This window comes from Mesorhizobium sp. P3_B5, from assembly GCF_056402815.1.
The window spans coordinates 2,501-21,932 of the sequence record NZ_JBFUGR010000009.1 but is presented as its reverse complement, the minus strand read 5'-3'; the positions used below and the strand labels follow the sequence as shown (position 1 = coordinate 21,932).

General features: G+C 61.7%; 15 protein-coding genes, 1 tRNA gene and 2 rRNA genes (1 of these 18 only partly in view). 13 read left to right on the top strand and 5 right to left on the bottom strand.

Features of this window, described 5'->3' with window-relative positions:
• Positions 1-11: 11 nt before the first annotated feature.
• The 7 genes from AC1DVW_RS21585 to atzF are packed head-to-tail and all read left to right on the top strand — an operon-like array spanning position 12 to position 7,151.
• The gene (locus tag AC1DVW_RS21585) at positions 12-1,130 is read left to right on the top strand and encodes an ABC transporter permease (protein ID WP_477325750.1); all 1,119 of its coding nucleotides are present in this window, start codon (positions 12-14) and stop codon (positions 1,128-1,130) included.
• Complete coding sequence (locus AC1DVW_RS21580) at positions 1,130-2,056, top strand: ABC transporter permease (RefSeq protein WP_477325748.1); 927 nt, start codon at positions 1,130-1,132, stop codon at positions 2,054-2,056. Before AC1DVW_RS21585 ends, AC1DVW_RS21580 begins: the two co-directional genes overlap by 1 nt.
• A 14-nt stretch (positions 2,057-2,070) precedes the next feature.
• Entirely contained in the window at positions 2,071-2,772 is a 702-nt protein-coding gene (biuH, locus tag AC1DVW_RS21575) for a biuret amidohydrolase (RefSeq protein ID WP_477325746.1), read from the top strand.
• A gap of 9 nt (positions 2,773-2,781) precedes the next feature.
• On the top strand, positions 2,782-4,311 hold the full coding sequence (locus tag AC1DVW_RS21570; RefSeq protein ID WP_477325744.1) for an ABC transporter ATP-binding protein: 1,530 nt from the start codon (positions 2,782-2,784) through the stop codon (positions 4,309-4,311).
• Positions 4,311-4,979 (top strand): cysteine hydrolase family protein, encoded by a 669-nt coding sequence (locus AC1DVW_RS21565; RefSeq protein ID WP_477325742.1) that lies wholly within the window; start codon positions 4,311-4,313, stop codon positions 4,977-4,979. Before AC1DVW_RS21570 ends, AC1DVW_RS21565 begins: the two co-directional genes overlap by 1 nt.
• Entirely contained in the window at positions 4,972-5,322 is a 351-nt protein-coding gene (locus tag AC1DVW_RS21560) for a cupin domain-containing protein (RefSeq protein WP_477325740.1), read from the top strand. Before AC1DVW_RS21565 ends, AC1DVW_RS21560 begins: the two co-directional genes overlap by 8 nt.
• A complete protein-coding gene (atzF, locus tag AC1DVW_RS21555) occupies positions 5,319-7,151 on the top strand; it encodes an allophanate hydrolase (RefSeq protein WP_477325738.1) in 1,833 nt (610 codons plus the stop codon). The genes AC1DVW_RS21560 and atzF overlap by 4 nt, the downstream gene beginning before the upstream one ends.
• A 61-nt stretch (positions 7,152-7,212) precedes the next feature.
• Here atzF and AC1DVW_RS21550 read toward each other — a convergent pair whose 3' ends face one another.
• Positions 7,213-8,082 carry a helix-turn-helix domain-containing protein gene (locus AC1DVW_RS21550; protein ID WP_477248601.1) on the bottom strand — a complete coding sequence of 290 codons (870 nt, stop codon included), beginning with the start codon at positions 8,080-8,082 and terminating at the stop codon, positions 7,213-7,215.
• Positions 8,083-8,188: 106 nt separating this feature from the next.
• On the opposite strand from AC1DVW_RS21550, the gene AC1DVW_RS21545 reads away from it, so the two are divergent.
• From AC1DVW_RS21545 to AC1DVW_RS21525, 5 genes are all read left to right on the top strand, one after another.
• Positions 8,189-9,460: an ABC transporter substrate-binding protein gene (locus tag AC1DVW_RS21545; RefSeq protein ID WP_477325736.1), complete on the top strand. Its 1,272-nt coding sequence runs from the start codon at positions 8,189-8,191 to the stop codon at positions 9,458-9,460.
• Between the two features lie 107 nt (positions 9,461-9,567).
• The gene (locus tag AC1DVW_RS21540; RefSeq protein ID WP_477248599.1) at positions 9,568-10,428 is read left to right on the top strand and encodes a carbohydrate ABC transporter permease; all 861 of its coding nucleotides are present in this window, start codon (positions 9,568-9,570) and stop codon (positions 10,426-10,428) included.
• Complete coding sequence (locus AC1DVW_RS21535) at positions 10,425-11,261, top strand: carbohydrate ABC transporter permease (RefSeq protein ID WP_477248598.1); 837 nt, start codon at positions 10,425-10,427, stop codon at positions 11,259-11,261. The genes AC1DVW_RS21540 and AC1DVW_RS21535 overlap by 4 nt, the downstream gene beginning before the upstream one ends.
• Positions 11,262-11,270: 9 nt before the next feature.
• Entirely contained in the window at positions 11,271-12,350 is a 1,080-nt protein-coding gene (locus AC1DVW_RS21530; protein WP_477325734.1) for an ABC transporter ATP-binding protein, read from the top strand.
• A gap of 34 nt (positions 12,351-12,384) precedes the next feature.
• The gene (locus AC1DVW_RS21525; protein WP_477325732.1) at positions 12,385-14,436 is read left to right on the top strand and encodes an aldo/keto reductase; all 2,052 of its coding nucleotides are present in this window, start codon (positions 12,385-12,387) and stop codon (positions 14,434-14,436) included.
• A 63-nt stretch (positions 14,437-14,499) separates the two neighbouring features.
• Here AC1DVW_RS21525 and AC1DVW_RS21520 read toward each other — a convergent pair whose 3' ends face one another.
• The 4 genes from AC1DVW_RS21520 to AC1DVW_RS21505 all read right to left on the bottom strand — a co-directional run bounded on the left by AC1DVW_RS21520 (position 14,500) and on the right by AC1DVW_RS21505 (position 19,221).
• Positions 14,500-15,435 carry an ATP-grasp fold amidoligase family protein gene (locus AC1DVW_RS21520; RefSeq protein ID WP_477325730.1) on the bottom strand — a complete coding sequence of 312 codons (936 nt, stop codon included), beginning with the start codon at positions 15,433-15,435 and terminating at the stop codon, positions 14,500-14,502.
• 407 nt (positions 15,436-15,842) lie between these two features.
• Positions 15,843-15,919 (bottom strand) — tRNA-Met (locus AC1DVW_RS21515).
• A 153-nt stretch (positions 15,920-16,072) separates the two neighbouring features.
• Positions 16,073-16,187, bottom strand: a 5S ribosomal RNA gene (gene rrf, locus AC1DVW_RS21510).
• Positions 16,188-16,354: 167 nt separating this feature from the next.
• A 23S ribosomal RNA gene (locus AC1DVW_RS21505) occupies positions 16,355-19,221 on the bottom strand.
• Between AC1DVW_RS21505 and AC1DVW_RS21500 the strand changes: the two genes are divergently transcribed.
• Positions 19,216-19,432, top strand: the 5' portion of a protein-coding gene (locus tag AC1DVW_RS21500; protein ID WP_477325728.1) for a hypothetical protein. The gene runs 125 nt beyond the window's last position; only the first 217 of its 342 coding nucleotides appear in the window; its start codon is at positions 19,216-19,218; the stop codon falls past the right edge of the window. The genes AC1DVW_RS21505 and AC1DVW_RS21500 overlap by 6 nt on opposite strands.

The window sequence follows — 19,432 nt, the reverse complement described above, 5'->3', positions numbered from 1 at the left end:
GGAGACGGGCCATGGCAGATACGGTCAGCAGCGCACCGGCGGTGTTCGGCGCCAGGGGATATTCGGCGGCGCTGGAATGGATCGCCAGGCGGGCGGAAGCCTTCGTCATTCCGCTCGCGGCACTGATCGTCGGCATGGTGTTGTTCAGCCTGTTCATTGCGTTGGTCGGCAAGTCGCCCGTCCAGCTCTATGAAACCATGTGGCGCGGCGGCTTCGGCTCGTGGTTTTCGATCCAGAACTCGCTGTCGCGCGGGGCACCCCTGCTGCTTGCCGCCCTCTGCGTGGCGCTGCCGGCCCGGCTCGGCCTCGTTGTCATCGGTGGCGAAGGCGCCATCGTACTCGGTGGCGTCGCCGCCGCTGCCACAGGCGTGGCGCTGAGCGGCGCGCCATCATCAATCGTCATTCTTGCCATGGGCGTGGCGGGCATGGCCGCCGGCGGCATCTGGATCGGTGCCGTCGGCGCGCTTCGCCACTACCGCGCCGTCAACGAAACCATTTCCAGCCTGCTGATGGCCTACATCGCCATCGCCCTGATGAACCATCTGGTGGAAGGGCCGCTGCGCGATCCCGCCTCGCTCAACAAGCCTTCGACCCAGCCGCTGGCCGACGCCTATCGCATCGGCAACATTCCCGGCATGGAGGTGCATTGGGGCCTCGTCGTCGGCATCGTCGCCTGCATCCTGTCCTGGCTGCTGATCGAAAAGACCCGCTGGGGCTTTGCCGCCCGCATCGCCGGCGGCAATGTCAGGGCAGCCCAGGTGCAAGGGCTGGCCGTCGGACCGCTGATCGTCGGCTTCACCGCGCTTGCCGGTGGCTTCGCCGGCCTTGCCGGCATGCTGGAAGTCGGCGCCGTGCAAGGCAGCGCCAATGCCTCGCTCGCCGCCGGCTACGGCTATACCGGCATTCTTGTCGCCTTCCTCGCCCGCCACAACCCGTTGGCGATCATCCCGGTCGCCATCCTGCTTGGCGGCATCAACGCGTCCGGCGGCCTGATCCAGCGCCGCATGGACCTGCCCGATGCCACCGTACTGGTGCTGCAAGGCATGCTGTTCGTCGTCATTCTGTTCAGCGAAACCTTCTACGGCCGCTTCAAGGCGTTCAATCCCGACCTCTGGAAGAGAGGCGCCTGATGGACGCGACCGAGATCGGCCTCTGGGGCGTTCCGCTCGCCATCCTTGGCGGCGCCATCCGGGTTTCGACACCCTTCATCTTCGTATCGCTTGGCGAAGCCATTACCGAACGCTCCGGCCGCATCAATCTCGGCCTTGAAGGCACGCTGGTCTTCGGCGCCATGACCGCCTATGCGGTGGCGGTGATGACCGGTTCGCCCTGGCTCGGCCTGCTGGCGGCCGCCGCGGCCGGCCTCTGTTTCGGCCTGTTCCACGGCTGGATCTGTAAATTCCCTGGCGTTAACGACATCGCCATCGGCATCGCGCTGATGCTGCTCGGCTCCGGTCTTGCCTTCTTCTTCGGCAAGCCGTTCATCCAGCCCTCGGCGCCCGACCTGCCGGCCATTCCCTTCGGCGGCTGGTCCGACATTCCGCAGGTTCAGGCGGCACTCAACGTCAATGTGCTGTTCCTGATCGGCGCGGCACTGGCGGTGTTCCTGTGGTGGGCTTTCCGCAACACCCGCGCCGGCCTGATCCTGCGCGTCGTCGGCGACAGTTCCGATGCCGCGCGCGCCATGGGCCTCAACCCCAACACCGTGCGCCTCATCGCCACCGGGATCGGTGGCGCGCTCGCCGGCATCGGCGGCGCCTATCTCTCCCTCTACTATCCCGGCAGCTGGACCGAACGCATCTCGTCGGGTCAGGGGTTGATGGCGGTGGCGCTGGTCATCTTCGCGCGCTGGAATCCGCTCGGTTGCTTTGCCGCCGCCTTGCTGTTCGGCGGCGCCGGCGCGCTCGGCCCGGCGCTGCAGTCTGTTGGCGTCACGCAAGGCTACTATCTGTTCTACGCCGCTCCCTACATCCTCACCCTGATCATCATGATCGCCACCTCATCGCCAAGCCGTTCGCTTGCCGGCGCGCCGGGCGAATTGTCGATCACCAAGTAACTGGAGTTTTTGCCATGAACGCCAGAGCCGAGATCACCCAGCGCTACATCGACGCCGACCCCTATCCATGGCCCTACAATGGCGAACTTCGCCCCGACAATACGGCGCTGATCATCATCGACATGCAGACCGATTTCTGTGGACCGGGCGGCTATGTCGACCATATGGGCTACGACCTCTCACTGGTGCGGGCACCGATCGAGCCGATCAAGTCGGTGCTGTCGGCGATGCGGGCGAAGGGCTACACCGTCATCCACACACGCGAAGGCCATCGGCCCGACCTCGCCGACCTGCCGGCCAACAAGCGCTGGCGCTCGCGCCGCATCAATGCCGGCATCGGCGATCCCGGACCTTGCGGGCGCATCCTGGTGCGCGGCGAGGCGGGCTGGGACATTATCCCCGACCTCTATCCGGCCGAAGGCGAGCCTATCATCGACAAGCCGGGCAAGGGCTCGTTCTGCGCCACCGACCTGGAGCTGATCCTCAACCAGCGCGGCATCGAAAACATCGTGCTCACCGGCATCACCACCGATGTCTGCGTGCACACCACCATGCGCGAGGCCAACGACCGCGGCTTCGAATGCGTCATGCTGGAGGATTGCTGCGGCGCGACCGACTACGGCAACCACCTCGCCGCGATCAAGATGATCAAGATGCAAGGCGGCGTGTTCGGCGCGGTGTCGAATTCGGTATCCTTCGTCGCCCAACTGCCATGAGGTTCGACCATGAGTGAAGGCGGCAGGAAAGCAGTCGGTGTCGAGACCATCGGCATGACCATGCGCTTCGGCGCCTTCACCGCGCTCAGCGAGGTCTCGATCAAGGTGCCAGCCGGATCCTTCCATGCGCTGCTGGGCGAAAACGGCGCCGGCAAGTCGACGCTGGTCAAATGCATGATGGGTTTTTACCACCCGACCTCCGGCGACATCCTGGTCGACGGCCGCGAGGTGGCGATCACCAGTCCCCGCGATGCCTCGGCACTCGGACTCGGCATGGTCTACCAGCACTTCACCCTGGTCCCGTCGCTGACCGGCGCGGAAAACCTGGTTATCTCGCGCGAAAAGGTGCCTGGTATCATCGACTGGCGCAAGGAGCGCGCCGACCTTGCTGCCTTCATGGAACGGATGCCGTTCAAGCTGCCGCTCGACGTCAAGGTGGCCGAACTCGCGGCCGGCGAAAAACAGAAGCTGGAGATCATCAAGCAGCTTTATCTCGGCCGCAGCTTCCTGGTGCTGGACGAGCCGACTTCCGTGCTCACCCCCGGCGAGGCGCAGGAAGTGCTTGGCCTCGTGCGCGACATGACCAGGGCGGGCGGCCTCACCGTGCTGATGATCTCGCACAAATTCCATGAAGTGACGGCGTTTGCCGACGACATCACTGTGCTGCGCAAGGGCAGGTTGACCGGAACCGGAAACGTGTCGGCTCTCTCGCACAGGGAGATGGCGGCGATGATGATCGGCGACCAGCCGATCGCCGCGCTCGACAGCCGCGCGCCGGTGCCGACCGACGCTAGGCAGATCCTGACGGTGAAGGCGCTGAAGGCGCCGGACCGGACAGGCCTGAAAACCATCAACATCGGCGAACTCGATGTGAAGTCCGGCGAAATCGTCGGCGTCGCCGGCATCTCCGGCAACGGCCAGAAGGAGTTTCTCGAAGTCCTGGCCGGACAGCGCACGCGCGACGGCGGCGACGTTCTGGTCAAGGGATCGCCCTACGGCGCCAGCCGCAGCGAGGCGCGCACGCTCAATGTCCGCTTCATTCCCGAGGAACCGTTGCGCAACGCCTGCGCGCCGAAGATGACGGTGGCCGAAAACATGGCCTTCCGGACCTTCGATTTGAACGACGCCGGCAAGCCGATCAGCTGGATCAGGATGAGCGCCATCCGCGACTATGCGACCCGCCTGGTCGAGCAGTTCAAGGTCAAGACCGCTTCGCTCGCCTCGCCGATTTCGTCGCTGTCGGGCGGCAATGTGCAGCGCGCCGTGCTGGCGCGCGAACTCACCGGCGAGGTTGACCTGCTGATCGTCTCCAACCCCTGCTTCGGCCTCGACTTCTCGGCGGTGGCCGAAATCCGCGCCCGCATCATGAAGGCGCGCAATGCGGGTGCCGCCGTGCTCCTGATGTCGGAAGACCTCGACGAACTGCTGGAGCTTTCCGACCGTATCTTCGTCATGTCGGATGGCGCTTTGGTCTATGAGACGCCGATTGCCCAAGCCAGCGTGCAGACGATCGGCGAGCACATGGCGGGACATCACTGATGGCGGAAATAGACGCGCTGCCGTTTTCCTTCACCTTCAAGCCGCAGACCATGGCGCTGGTCGTCATCGACATGCAGCGCGACTTCGCCGAGCCTGGCGGCTTCGGCGCCAGCCTCGGCAACGACGTCAGCCGGGTCGTGGCCATCGTGCCGACGGTGAAGCGGTTGATCGAAGGGTTCCGCGCAGCCGGCCTGCCGGTGATCCACACGATGGAGTGTCACCGGGCCGACCTTTCGGACCTGCCACCGGCCAAGCGCAATCGCGGCAATCCATCGATCCGCATCGGCGATGTCGGCCCGATGGGCCGCGTGCTCATCGTCGGCGAGCCGGGAACGGCGATCCTCGACGAGCTTGCCCCGCTGCCCGGCGAGATCGTCATCGAAAAGCCCGGCAAGGGCGCGTTCTATGCCACGAGCTTCGGTGAAGACCTCATGCGGCTCGGTGCGCAACAACTCGTCTTCGCCGGCGTCACCACGGAGGTCTGCGTGCAGACGACGATGCGCGAGGCCAACGACCGCGGCTATGAGTGCCTGCTCGCTGAGGACGCTACGGAAAGCTACTTCCCGGAGTTCAAGGCGGCCGCCTTGGCTATGATCAGGGCGCAAGGCGCCATCGTCGGCTGGACGGCGACGACCGACCAGGTGCTTCAGGGAATTGCCAATGCCTAATCTTGCTTTTGCTGGCCTCGTCAATGGCGGCTGGCGCGATCTGGCATTTGAGCATTTCCGGGACGGCATCTCCGTGCATTGGCTGCTCAAGGGCGGGCCTGTCGAGCCGTCGGTTGCCATCCTCAACTACCGGCCCGGCGCCGGCGTGCCGCGCCACCGCCATGTCGGGCTGGAAACCATCGTCGTGCTCGAAGGCATACAGAGCGATGAGAACGGCGACTATCCCGCGGGCAGCGTCATCCTGAACCCGGTCGGGACCGAGCATTCGGTGTGGACGAAAGACGGCTGCGTCGTGGTGATCCAGTGGGATCTGCCGGTGATCATTCTGGGGGAGGCCAAATGAGCGACATCCGCTTCGACATAGGGAGTTTGCACGCGGCCTATCAGGCCGGCGTCAGCATCAGTGAGATGATCGATACGGTCTACGCCCGTATCGCGGCGGCGGAAGACCCCGGCATCTTCATCCATCTCGTGAGCAAGGCAGAGATGCTCGCGGAAGCAGAATGGCTCGGCCCCTTCGATCTCCAGGCAAAGCCGCTGTGGGGCATTCCCTTCGCCGTCAAGGACAACATCGACGTTGCCGGCATGCCGACGACGGCCGCTTGCGCCGAATATACCTACACACCGGGGATGGACGCCACGGTCGTGGCGCGGCTGAGGGCAGCCGGCGCGCTTGTCGTCGGCAAGACCAATCTCGACCAGTTCGCCACCGGCCTCGTCGGCGTCCGCACACCCTGGCCGATCCCTCGCAATGCAATCGCTCCAAGACTGATCCCGGGTGGATCCTCGTCCGGTTCGGCGGTAGCGACAGCCGGCGGCATCGTCTCGTTTGCGCTCGGCACCGACACCGCCGGTTCCGGCCGCATCCCGGCCGGCCTCAACAACATCGTCGGGCTGAAGCCGACCGTCGGCGCGCTGTCTACAACAGGCGTCGTGCCGGCCTGCCGGACGCTCGACTGCGTCTCGATTTTCGCATTGACCGTCGATGATGCCTATGCGGTCCTCGCAGTGGCTGCCGCAAAGGACGACGCCGATTCCTATTCGCGCGCCATCGACATCCTGCCCCTTGCCACGCGCCCGCCGGTGCTGACAGTCGGCGTGCCGGCCAGGGCCGATTTGAAGTTCTTCGGCGACACCTCGATGCAGGCCGGCTTCGACGCGGCTCTTGTCTCGCTGGAGACGCTGGGCTGCAGGCTGGTCGAAATCCCCTTCGGCGATTTCTACGCCACTGCCAATCTTCTCTATGAAGGCGCCTGGGTCGCCGAACGCTACGCAGCGATCCGGGAGTTCATGGACGCCAGCGAAGCGGCGCTGCATCCGGTGACGCGCAAGATCATTGGCGGCGCCCGCAATCTTTCGGCGGCCGACGCCTTCAAGGGCCTCTATGCCTTGCAGGCGTACAAGGCGAAACTCGCCCCTGTCATCGCTTCGGTCGACCTGTTCTGCGTGCCGACCGCGCCGACCCACTACTCGGTCGATGCGGTGCTTGCCGATCCGATCGTTACCAACAGCCGGCTCGGCACCTACACCAATTTCGTCAACCTGCTCGACATGTGTGGCATCGCCGTGCCGACGGGACAGCGCGATGACGGCCTGCCGATGAGCGTCACCTTGCTGGCGCCTGCGGGAAGGGATGCGCTGACGGCGGCGCTTGCCCGCGACCTGCATGCAGCCAGCGGCCTCCCGCTCGGCGCGACGGGCTGGCAGCAGCCGCCCCCTCTCCCGGCTCCGTCGCCAAGCGCCGACGGCATGATCGACCTGGTGGTGGTCGGCGCGCATCTCTCGGGCATGCCGCTCAACGGCCAGCTGAAACAGCTCGACGCGCAATTCTCGAGAGCCGTGAAAACAGCGCCCGCCTACAAGCTCTATGCACTCGCCGGCCAGTCTGTGCCCAAGCCGGGGCTGGTGCGGGTCGCCAATGGCGGGACAGCAATTGATGTCGAGGTCTGGCGGCTTGCGACAGACGCGTTCGGGCGCTTCGTCGCGGCGATCCCGTCGCCGCTCGGCATCGGCACAATCGACCTTGCAGACGGCACGTCGGCCAAGGGTTTCCTGGTCGAAACCGCCGGGCTGGCGGCAGCGACCGACATCTCGGCCTATGGCGGCTGGCGCAGCTTTGTCACCAGCGCCCGCGAACCGCAACAGCGCCTGGAAGGCGTTCCTGCCAATTGAACGACGGTCGCGCGTCCAAGACCCGTTTCCCTGTCCTGACTTGGGACCGCCTCTGACGGAACTACCTGATGCCTGCGCCTTTGCGGAAATCGGAAGGCGACATGCCGGCAAGCTTGCGGAACGACTTGTTGAAGGCGCTGAGCGAACCGAAACCCGAGTCCATGGCGACCCTGAGCACGTTGGCGTCCTGGTGCATCAGCATTGCCTGTGCGTAGCTGAGCCGCAACAGATTCACATATTCGTTGAGCGTCATGCCGGTCGATTTCTTGAACGTGCTCATGGCGTATTTGGGATGGATGTCAGCTGCGGCCGCGATGTTCACGCAGTCGATGTCGTAGAGAAAGTTCTCCGCGATAAAGTCGCACATACGCCCGACATTACGTGAAGACTGCTGATCGAAGGGGCTGCCGGCTGCCTGTCCGATCGCCGTTTCCGGCACCAGCCGGTACGGCTCGAACCGCATCCGCTCCAGCCGCAGCAGCAGTTCGTTCACGGCATGCTCCGCCTTTGCCGGATCGCCGGAACGGACATAGCGGTTCCAACGCTCGAAATTGTCGTCGTCCGACCGGTCGGTCGCATTGCTCACCAGTGTCGCGCCTGTCATCAGCCGATGCCGGACATCGGTCGGCAGGTGCAGCCGGAAGAAATGCACCAGCGGCAGATGCGCGCCGGCATAGACGGCATCGTCGCTGAGATCGTCCATCTGGTGCGGCAGGCCGCCCCAGAACAGGCACATCTCGCCGGCCGACAGCGAGATCTCATGGTCGCTCATGCGGTAGTGCACGCTGCCGCGCACAATGAAATTGACCTCGACCTGGGCGTGCCAATGCGGCTTGAGCATAACCAGGGGCTGTGTATGAAACATCTGCAGCAGCAGCGGCAGGCCTTCCACGCTGCTGGCGCCAGGCTGATAAAACGGCCGATCCGGCATCTTACTTTCCGCCAATTCCGTATTCCCTTTGACGGCGACAAGCCTTCCGCACCGCATAGTCTACCCACGCTCACCAAGACAGAGCAAATGAAATGGGAGGATTTCAATGCGCACCCTACTGACCTGCGCCGCGCTCGCGCTTGCTCTGGGCTCCGGCCCGGCCCTTGCGCAGTCTGGCGAAATCACGATCTGGAGCTGGAACATCGCCGCTTCATCGTTGAAGGCGACCGTCGCCGGCTTCAACAAGCAGTACCCCGACGTCAAGGTGACGGTCGAGGATCTCGGCAACCAGCCGACCTATGACAAGTCGATCGCCGGCTGTGCCGCGGACGGCGTCGGCCTGCCCGATATCGTCTCGATCGAAAACGGCGAGGCCGAGAATTACTGGAGCCAGTTCCCCGACTGCTTCGTCGACCTGCATACGCTCGGCTACACCGCCGAGGACCAGGCAAAATTCCCCGACTTCAAGCGCACCGAACTCGAAGTGGGCGACAAGGCCTATGCAATGCCATGGGATTCCGGCCCGGTCGCCGCCTTCTACCGCCGCGACTTCTATGAGAAGGCCGGCGTCGATCCCGCCTCGATCAAGACCTGGGACGATTTCATCGCCGCCGGCAAGAAGATCCAGGCCGCCAATCCGGGCGTGACGATGACCAATGCCGACTTCAACGGCGACTCCGAATTCTTCCGCATGATCTCGAACGAGCAGGGCTGCGCCTACTTTGCCGCCGACGGGCAGTCGATCACGGTCAACCAGCCCAAATGCGTCGACTCCATGACCAAGCTCAAGGAGATGAAGGACGCCGGGATCATCTCCTCGGCCGACTGGGGCACCAAGATCACCAACAACACCGCCGGCACCGTCGCCACCCAGATCTATGGCGGCTGGTATGAGGGCACCGTTCGCACCGAATCGGCGGGGGAAAACGGCAAATGGGGCGTCTATCTCATGCCGAGCCTGACAGCCGACGGCCCCCGCGCCGCCAACCTCGGCGGCTCCTCGCTTGCCATCACATCGGCATCGAAGAACAAGGAGGCCGCCTACGCCTACTTGAAGTACACGCTCGAGACCAATGAAGGCCAGATAACGATGCTGAAGGACTTCGGCCTCGTACCCTCGCTGATCTCGGCGCTGAATGACCCCTATGTCTCCGAAGGCCTGCCCTATTGGGGTGGCCAGGCAGTGTGGAAGGACATACTCGCCACCTTGCCCAAGGTCGTTCCCAGCCGCGGCACGCAGTTCCAGAGCGACGCCGAAATTATCGTCCGTGCCGTGCAGACGAAATATCTGGCCGGCGGCTATCCGGACGCCAAGGCAGCGCTCGACGATGCCGCCAATCAGATTGCGGCAGCGACCGGACTGCCCGTCAAGTCCTGATCTGGACGAGATGGTCCCGGGCGGCATCGATGCTGCCCGGGACCATTTCCAACGCGCTGCGTGTTTGAGCACGCGTGCTCACCCGCCAATGCGGAAAGGAGGCAACCATGCGCTATCAGAACGCCACGGCGTATCGCTTCCTTGCGCCTTATCTGCTGATCTTCGCGATCTTCTGGCTATGGCCGATCATTGACTCTTTCCTGATCTCCTTCCAGGCGACGCGCACCGTGCCATGGCGGTTCGCGCCCGGCTTCAACTGGGGCCGGCTGATCGGCGACCCCGCCTTCTTCAATGCGCTGGAGAACACGCTGCTCATCCTGGTCATCCAGGTGCCGGTGATGATCGCGCTCGCCACGGTGATGGCGGTGCTTTTGAATTCGCCGCTGCTGAAAGCCAGGGGCCTGTTCCGCTTCGCCTTTTTCGCCCCGGTCGTGGTCGGCGAAGTGGCCTACTCCGCGGTCTTCCGGCTGATGTTCAACCTCAATTTCGGCATCATCAACAAATTGCTGAACAGCGTCGGCCTGCCCAGCGTCGACTGGTTTTCCAACGTCACGCCGGCGATGGCGCTGATCATGATCGCGGTGACCTGGCGCTGGGCCGGCTACAACGCCATCATCCTGCTGGCCGGCATGCAGTCCATCCCTCAGGATGTCTACGAGGCGGCGACGCTCGACCGCGTCAGCAAGGTGAAGCAGTTCTTCTACATCACCCTGCCATTGCTGAAGCCGATCATCGTCTTCTGCTGCGTGCTGTCGATCATCGGCACCATGCAGCTGTTCACCGAACCGTTCCTGATCACCGAACGCGGCGGCCCAGGCGGCGGCACCGAAACGCTCGGGCTGCTGCTTTACCGCCAGGGTTTCAGGTCGCTGAACTTCGGCTACGCCTCGGCCGTCGCCTACACCATGGCCGGGCTGGCAATCGCCATCACGCTGGCGCAACTCTGGCTGACGAAGGAGCCGAAATGAGCTCGCGTTCGCAAGCCAAACTGGGCCGCAGCGTCGCGCTGCATCTCTTCCTGACGCCGCTGGCGCTGATCTGGCTGTTTCCGCTGTGGATGATGACCATCTTTTCGACGATGCCCGACAACGGCATCTTCAGCCCCGGCATCGAGCTTCTGCCGCACGGCAATTTCATCGAGAATTTCAACAATCTGCAGCGCGACACCGATTTCGTCCGCGCCATCGGCATCTCGGTTTCGGTGGCCGTGACCTATACGGTGCTGTCGGTGCTGCTCACCTCGATGGCCGGCTGGGCGCTGGCGCGCTACCAGTTCTTCGGCAAGGGCGCGGTCGTCGCGATCATCCTCGGCACCATCACACTCCCCTATGCCGTCGTGCTGATTCCGCAATTCATCATGGTGGCGCGCGACTTCAAGCTCGCCAACACCTGGGTGGCGCTGGTCGTGCCGCCGCTTTTCAATTCGCTGGGTGTCCTCTTCATGCGGCAGAGCTTTTCGATGATGCCGGCCGATCTGTTCGACGCGGCGCGCGTCGAAGGGGTCAAGGAATGGCGCATCTTCCTGTTCGTGGCGCTGCCTTTGGCGCGGCCGACGCTGGCAGCACTTGCCATCATCCTGTTCCTCGCCTCTTGGAACAACTACCTCTGGCCGTTGCTGATCAACAGCCAGCCCGGCTCGATGACGGCTCCGGTGGCTCTCGGCACGCTGATCGGCCTGACCAAAGTGTCATGGGGCGGCATCATGGCAGGCTCGATGATGCTGACGGCGCCGATGCTGGTCGTTTTCGTGCTCTTGCAGCGTCATTTCATCGCCGGCATTGCCGCCGGCGCCATCAAGTAAGGATCGGCAATGGCGGCGGTTACACTCAGCAATGTCGTCAAGCGCTTTGGCAACTTCGAGATCGTTCATGGCGCGAACATCGATGTGAGCGACGGCGAATTCGTCGTCTTCGTCGGCCCCTCCGGTTGCGGGAAGTCGACGCTGCTGAGGATGATCGCCGGCCTTGAGGACATCAGCGGTGGCGAGATCGCCATCGGCGGCAAGGTGGTCAACGATGTCGAGCCGGCCGACCGCGGCATCGCCATGGTGTTCCAGTCCTACGCGCTCTATCCGCATATGACCGTCGAGCAGAATCTGAGCTTCGGCCTCAGGATGACCGGCAATCCGAAAGCCGATACCGAGCGGCGGGTGAAGCGGGCGTCCGAAATTCTGCGCATCACCGAGTTGATGGCGCGCCGGCCACGCCAGCTTTCCGGCGGCCAACGCCAGCGGGTCGCCATCGGCCGCGCCATCGTGCGCGAACCCCAGGTGTTCCTCTTCGACGAGCCGCTGAGCAATCTCGATGCCGAACTGAGAGTGCAGATGCGCGTCGAGATCTCGCGCCTGCACAAGGAACTGGGCACGACGATGATCTACGTCACCCACGACCAGACCGAGGCGATGACGCTGGCCGACAGGATCGTGGTGCTGCGCGGCGGCCATGTCGAGCAGATCGGTCGTCCGCTCGATCTCTACGACAATCCCGACAATCAGTTCGTGGCGGGATTTGTCGGCTCGCCAAAGATGAACTTCATCAACGGCCGCGTTGTCGGGCGCGACACGCACGGCATCGTCGTCGAGCTGGCGGGCCAGGAAAAGACCCGCATCACGCAGCCTCTGGCCGGCGCAGCACCCGAAACGGGAAGCCAGGTGATCGTCGGCGTGCGGCCGGAGCATTTCGGCAATGCCGGAGAAGGTGATGCCGACCTTGTCGTTCGCATCGACGTGGTCGAGCACCTCGGCGGCACAAGCTTTCTCTATGCCAGGACGACCAACGGCGAAGACGTGGTGATCCAGCGCGACGCGGCAAAGGTTCCCGTCACCACTGAGGTCACTGTTTCCATTCGCAAATCCTACCTGTTCGACGAAAACGGGCTGCGGCTGCGCTGACCGTTTTCCCTTTCCAGCTTTAAGGAGAATGACAATGACTTCAACCGCGCCCATCCGCTGGGGCATTCTCGGGCCGGGCAGCATCGCGCTCGCCTTTGCCGGTGGCGTGGCCCAGTCGCGCACCGGCAAACTGGTCGCCCTCGGCGCCCGAAACCCCGGCAAATCGGGCCTTGCCGAAAGCTTTCCCGGCGCCCGCATCCTTGACGGCTACGACGCTTTGCTCGCCGACCCGGATGTCGATGCGGTCTACATTTCGATACCGCATCCCGGCCATGCCGAATGGGCGATCAAGGCGGCCGAAGCCGGAAAACATGTGCTTTGCGAAAAGCCGATGGGGCTCACCGCCTTCGAGGCCGACGCGATGATCCATGCGGCGCGCAAGGCCGGCACCTTTCTCGGCGAAGCCTTCATGTACCGGCTGCATCCGCAGACGCTGAAGCTGGTGGAGTTGATCAGGTCGGGCGTCATTGGCGAGGTCCGCATGATCAAGTCCAGCTTCGGTTTCGCCATGCCGGGCTTCATGCCGGAGCACCGGCTCTATGCCAACGACCTCGCTGGCGGTGGCATTCTGGATGTCGGCGGCTATCCCGTGTCGATGGCGCGGCTGATTGCCGGCGCCGCTGCAGGAGTTCCCTTCGCCGAGCCCGACAAGGTGACCGGCGCCGCGCATCTTGGCCCCTCCGGGGTCGATGAATGGGCCTCGGCGCTGCTGCATTTTCCAGGCGGCATCGTCGCCGAAGTCTCGTGCAGCATCTCGCTCAACCAGGACAATGTGCTGCGCATCCTTGGCACCAAGGGCCGCATCGAGGTACCGGATTTCTGGTTCGCCGGCGGCAACCGCGACGTCGGTCTGGGTCAAATCGACGTGATCCTGTCTGACGGAACGCGCGACACCATCAGCGTCAATGAAACGCGCCATCTCTACTCTTTCGAGGTCGACGCCGCCGGCGAGGCCATCCTGGCCGGTAGCAAGGAATTTGCCTGGCCGGGCATGGGCTGGGCCGACAGCCTCGGCAATCTGCGCGTGCTCGACAAATGGCGCACTGCCGTCGGGCTCGAATACGAGATCGAGAAGCCAGCAAAACGCATCAACACGATTTCCGGCCGGCCGTTGCGCTCTAACGGCACCGCCATACCGAAGCGTCAGATTCCGGGCTTGCAACGACCGGTCTCGGTGCTCGCGCTCGGCTTTGAGGATTTCCGCACGTTTTCCTCGGGCTCGATCCTGCTCGATGGTTTTTTCGAAGCGGGCGGCAATCTGTTCGACACTGGCTATGTCTATGGCGCCGGCTATACCGAAGCGCTGCTCGGGCAATGGTTGAAAAATCGCGGCGTGCGGGAGCAATCGGTCGTTATCGGCAAGGGCGCTCACTCCCCGCTCTGCTATCCCGATGTGATCGGCAAGCAGCTTGCCCAGTCGCTCGACCGGCTGCAGAGCGATTATGTCGATATCTATTTCATGCACCGCGACAATCCGGATGTACCGGTCGGCGAGTTCGTCGACGCCATGGACCAGGAGGTAAAGGCCGGGCGCATCCGTGGCCCGTTCGGCGGCTCCAACTGGACGATGGAGCGCATGGATGAAGCGATTGCCTATGCCGAGCGGACCGGCAAGCAGAAGCCCGGCGCGCTCTCCAACAATTTCTCGCTGGCCGAGATGCTGGAGCCGATCTGGGCGGGCTGCGTCACCTCCTCCAGCGACGAGTGGAAAGCCTGGCTGACATCCAGGCAGATGCCCAATTTTGCCTGGTCGAGCCAGGGGCGGGGTTTCTTCACCGACCGCGCCGGCCGCGACAAGCGCGACAGTGAAGAGCTTGTCCGGGTCTGGTACTCGGAGAAGAACTTCGGCCGCCGTGACCGGGCGATCGAACTCGCCGGCAGGCTGGGCAAGAGCCCGATCCACATCGCGCTCGCCTATGTGCTGGCGCAGCCCTTTCCGTCGGTTCCGCTGATCGGCCCGCGCACGCTCGGTGAACTGGAAGACAGCCTGCAAGCGATCGACATTTCGCTCTCACCGGAGGATCTCGAGTGGCTGGACGGCGGTTCGGATCGAAACCAGCCAGCCAGAGCCCAATCATCCCGATAGGATCGGGACGAGGCTCACTTTGCTGTTCGACCATGATCCCAACCCGAGGGGTGGGGTCATGGTCTATGTCTGCAGCGTTTCCAGAGGCGGGGTCCCGGCAAGATGGGCCGCGTGCAAATCGCCAACGTCCGCCATGCATTTCGCACGCAGCGCATTTGCATAGAGCCGGGCAATGCCCTTGTGTCGCCGCCGCAAATAATCCGATTGATCGAGCCGCCAGTGCCGCTCGATATCCGCCATAATCGCCGGATTGCTCCAGACGGAGTAGCCGCCCCCCGTATAAATGGTGACCTCGCCGGCGAACAGCCGCTCGTTGGTGACCAGAAAATCGACACGGGCATAGTCGAGGTCGCCAGCGATGCGCGGCGCGATGGCGACTGCCTGACGAATGTACTCGACCAGGCGCGCTGTCACGGGCAGCGCCTGGTCCTCGCGCGGATAGTCGACATCGCGGCCGGCCAAGGGATTGCCCTCAGGGTCGAACAACCGCGACATGTGCGCCTTCTTGTCCTCGGCCCTGACATGGCACACAACACCGCTGCAGATCTGAACCTTGATCTCGGTGGCAATCTCGCCGCCGCTGAGCGGCAGGCGCTGTTCAACGAAGACCGTCGGCGTAATCGACCAATAGGCCCATTCGCCGTTGTGCCGTCCTTGACGTTTCCTGAGCCAGCGTTTCGTCTGGCTCACGATGGTTGCGCGCTCCGGCTGGCCGCCGGAAACGAATATGTTCATGTCGCAGCCATGGTTCGTCTTGACCACCACGTCTTTGGCCAGCAGGTCGAGCGGGATGTCATCGGGATCGTGGCCCGACCACAGCGTCTCCGGCACCATCAATTCCGGGCAAACCTCGCGGATGTAATCCTTCACAGCGAGCTTGTCCGACAACGTCACGAACAATGGATTGTGGTCGACGATTCTTCGCCACAACATCCGCTCGTGATAGCTCTCCGGCGCCGCAGGGTTGGGCAGATAGCCAAACCTCCTGGCAAGTCGCATGACGAGCATCGGGTGTCGAACAGTCAGCAGCAGCCGCGCGACTGCCAGAATAAGGCGGTGTTTCGCGGGAATATTGGCTCTCGACTTCATTGAAAGGATTCAATCACCCTGAACAGAGCGCTTCTGCTGCCAAGCAGATTGTTGGGCCACGGTTTGCCTCGCCCTTTGGTCATGCAGCTAGCATCGACCGAGCGTGCCGACAAGCGCGCCGGCCAAAGCTCTATCGGTTCGAACGGCCATAGCCGCATAGCAAAACGGCCCGCACAAGGCGGGCCGTTTTGGATTTGGTTGCGGGGACAGGATTTGAACCTGTGACCTTCAGGTTATGGTCCGAAGGACGAGGAGCTACCATCGCCAGGGAAGCGGAGCTTCCCGCCAGCGATCGAGCTCGTGGATTTGAGGAAGGTTGGTTGCGGGGACAGGATTTGAACCTGTGACCTTCAGGTTATGAGCCTGACGAGCTACCGGGCTGCTCCACCCCGCGTCAACCTTAGAGGTAAGTTTTACCTTACCGGAATCAAGAGCCCCCAAATGAAAGGGCCGCTTGCGCGGCCCGTGTTCCCGTTGGCGGGCCTGTTCGTAAGGAGAAGATTTCACTGACATCCGATTGGATGTGAGTTCAACGTGCGTTTAGCAGACCTGGCAGCGACCTACTCTCCCGCGTCTTGAGACGAAGTACCATCAGCGCTGGAGCGTTTCACGGCCGAGTTCGGAATGGGATCGGGTGCAGCCGCTCCGCCATAACCACCAGGTCGGCAAAACGCACGTTGTTCGAGAAGCTTTTTGAGCGATTGGCCGCGACAATGCATCAGGCGTTACGCCTTTGGCTCTGTCGGAGCTGTTCGCTGGTCTTTGTCGTGCCTGTCACCTCGGCGCAATCCAAAGGATTGTCGCCAATCAGTGAGCATAAGGAATGAGAACGATCAAGCCGATCGAACTATTAGTACCGGTAAGCTTCAAGCGTTGCCGCTCTTCCACACCCGGCCTATCAACGTGGTCGTCTTCCACGGTTCTCAGGGAATACTCGTTTTAAGGTGGGTTTCCCGCTTAGATGCCTTCAGCGGTTATCCCGTCCGGATATAGCTACCCTGCTATGCGGCTGGCGCCACAACAGGTCCACCAGAGATCCGTCCATCCCGGTCCTCTCGTACTAGGGACAGATCCTTTCAATATTCCTACACCCACGGCAGATAGGGACCGAACTGTCTCACGACGTTCTGAACCCAACTCACGTACCGCTTTAAATGGCGAACAGCCATACCCTTGGGACCTGCTCCAGCCCCAGGATGCGATGAGTCGACATCGAGGTGCCAAACAACCCCGTCGATATGGACTCTTGGGGGTCATCAGCCTGTTATCCCCGGCGTACCTTTTATTCGTTGAGCGATGGCCCTTCCACGCGGGACCACCGGATCACTATGACCGACTTTCGTCTCTGCTCGACTTGTCAGTCTCGCAGTCAGGCAGGCTTATGCCATTGCACTCAGCGACCGATTTCCGACCGGTCTGAGCCCACCATCGCGCGCCTCCGTTACTCTTTAGGAGGCGACCGCCCCAGTCAAACTACCCACCATACATTGTCCCGGACCCGGATAACGGGTCGCGGTTAGACATCCATAGTAATAAGGGTGGTATTTCAAGGTTGGCTCCACCTGAGCTGGCGCCCAGGTTTCAAAGCCTACCACCTATCCTACACATGCCACTACGAATGCCAATGTAAAGCTATAGTAAAGGTGCACGGGGTCTTTCCGTCTAACCGCAGGAACCCCGCATCTTCACGGGGAATTCAATTTCACTGAGTCTATGCTGGAGACAGCGGGGAAGTCGTTACGCCATTCGTGCAGGTCGGAACTTACCCGACAAGGAATTTCGCTACCTTAGGACCGTTATAGTTACGGCCGCCGTTTACTGGGGCTTCGATTCAGAGCTTGCACCCCTCCTCTTAACCTTCCAGCACCGGGCAGGCGTCAGACCCTATACGTCGTCTTGCGACTTCGCAGAGCCCTGTGTTTTTGATAAACAGTCGCTACCCCCTGGTCTGTGCCACCCTCCTCTACTTGCGTAGAAAAGGGTCACGCTTCTTCCGAAGTTACGCGTGCAATTTGCCGAGTTCCTTCAGCATAGTTCTCTCAAGCGCCTTGGTATACTCTACCAGTCCACCAGTGTCGGTTTCGGGTACGGTCTATAAGGAGGAGCTATTTCCTGGAACCACGCAGCAGCCCTTTCAATCCGATAAGATTGGACTACCTCAATGATCCGTCACTTCCTCCAGGCCCACGAATATTAACGTGGTTCCCATCGTCTACGCATTTCTGCCTCGACTTAGGGGCCGGCTAACCCTGCTCAGATTAGCTTTAAGCAGGAACCCTTGGACTTTCGGCGGGGGAGTCTCTCACTCCCCTTACGTTACTCATGTCAGCATTCGCACTTCTGATACCTCCACCACCCCTCACGGGTATGGCTTCATCAGCTTACAGAACGCTCCGCTACCGCTTGGCCCTTGCGGACCAAACCCTAAGCTTCGGTGTATGGCTTTAGCCCCGTTACATTTTCGGCGCAAAGACCCTTATTTAGACCAGTGAGCTGTTACGCTTTCTTTAAATGATGGCTGCTTCTAAGCCAACATCCTGGTTGTTTTGGGATCCTCACATCCTTTCCCACTTAGCCATAACTTGGGGACCTTAGCTGTAGGTCAGGGTTGTTTCCCTTTTCACGACGGACGTTAGCACCCGCCGTGTGTCTGCCGACTAGTACTCCCAGGTATTCGGAGTTTGGTTAGGTTTGGTAATCCGGTGAGGACCCCTAGCCCATCCAGTGCTCTACCCCCTGGGGTATTCGGTCGACGCTCTACCTAAATAGATTTCGCGGAGAACCAGCTATTTCCGAGTTTGATTGGCCTTTCACCCCTAGCCACAAGTCATCCCGAACTATTGCAACAGTTATGGGTTCGGTCCTCCAGTAAGTGTTACCTTACCTTCAACCTGCTCATGGCTAGATCACTCGGTTTCGGGTCTAATGCGACGAACTGAACGCCCTGTTCAGACTCGCTTTCGCTGCGCCTACACCTAGCGGTTTAAGCTTGCTCGTCACACTAAGTCGCTGACCCATTATACAAAAGGTACGTGGTCACCCAGGACGAACCTTGGGCTTCCACTGTTTGTAGGCAATCGGTTTCAGGTACTCTTTCACTCCCCTTGTCGGGGTGCTTTTCACCTTTCCCTCACGGTACTAGTTCGCTATCGGTCATGCACGAGTACTTAGGCTTGGAGGGTGGTCCCCCCAAATTCAGACAGGATTTCACGTGTCCCGCCTTACTCGAGGACGATTGATTGCATTACGCGTACGGGGCTGTCACCCACTATGGCCCTACTTTCCAGAAGGTTCCGCTTGTCTCTCAATCGCCACTGGCCTGGTCCGGGTTCGCTCGCCGCTACTTCCGGAGTCTCGGTTGATGTCCTTTCCTACGGGTACTTAGATGTTTCAGTTCCCCGCGTTCGCCACTTTACCCCTATTTTATTCAGGGTAAGTTACCTATTATCGATACTTGGAAACCACAGCAGCAAGTCTGCGCGATCTCAAAGAGATCGTCGCTTAACACTCAATCCTTTTGGGATTTCGCGTCGCCCTGCTGCTCTGATTTTCCAAGTACCTTAGGTGGGTTTCCCCATTCGGAAATCTACGGATCAAAGGGTATTCGCACCTCCCCGTAGCTTATCGCAGCGTATCACGTCCTTCATCGCCTGTGCATGCCAAGGCATCCACCAATTGCCCTTAAGACACTTGATCGTTCTCATTGCCAATGCCCACCTGCGCAATCCCGAAGGGATTGTCGCTTCAGCCTTCCCCTTGCGAGGTTGGCGTCAGCGCAATCTCGAAGAGATTGTCGCCTGGAACAGATCCTGTGCAGGATCCGATCCGATGTCATTGGCACAAAAAGACCAGCTTCTCGAGATCGGTTCGAGGGTGCGGTTAGGCAAACCCATCATATGCGGGAGAT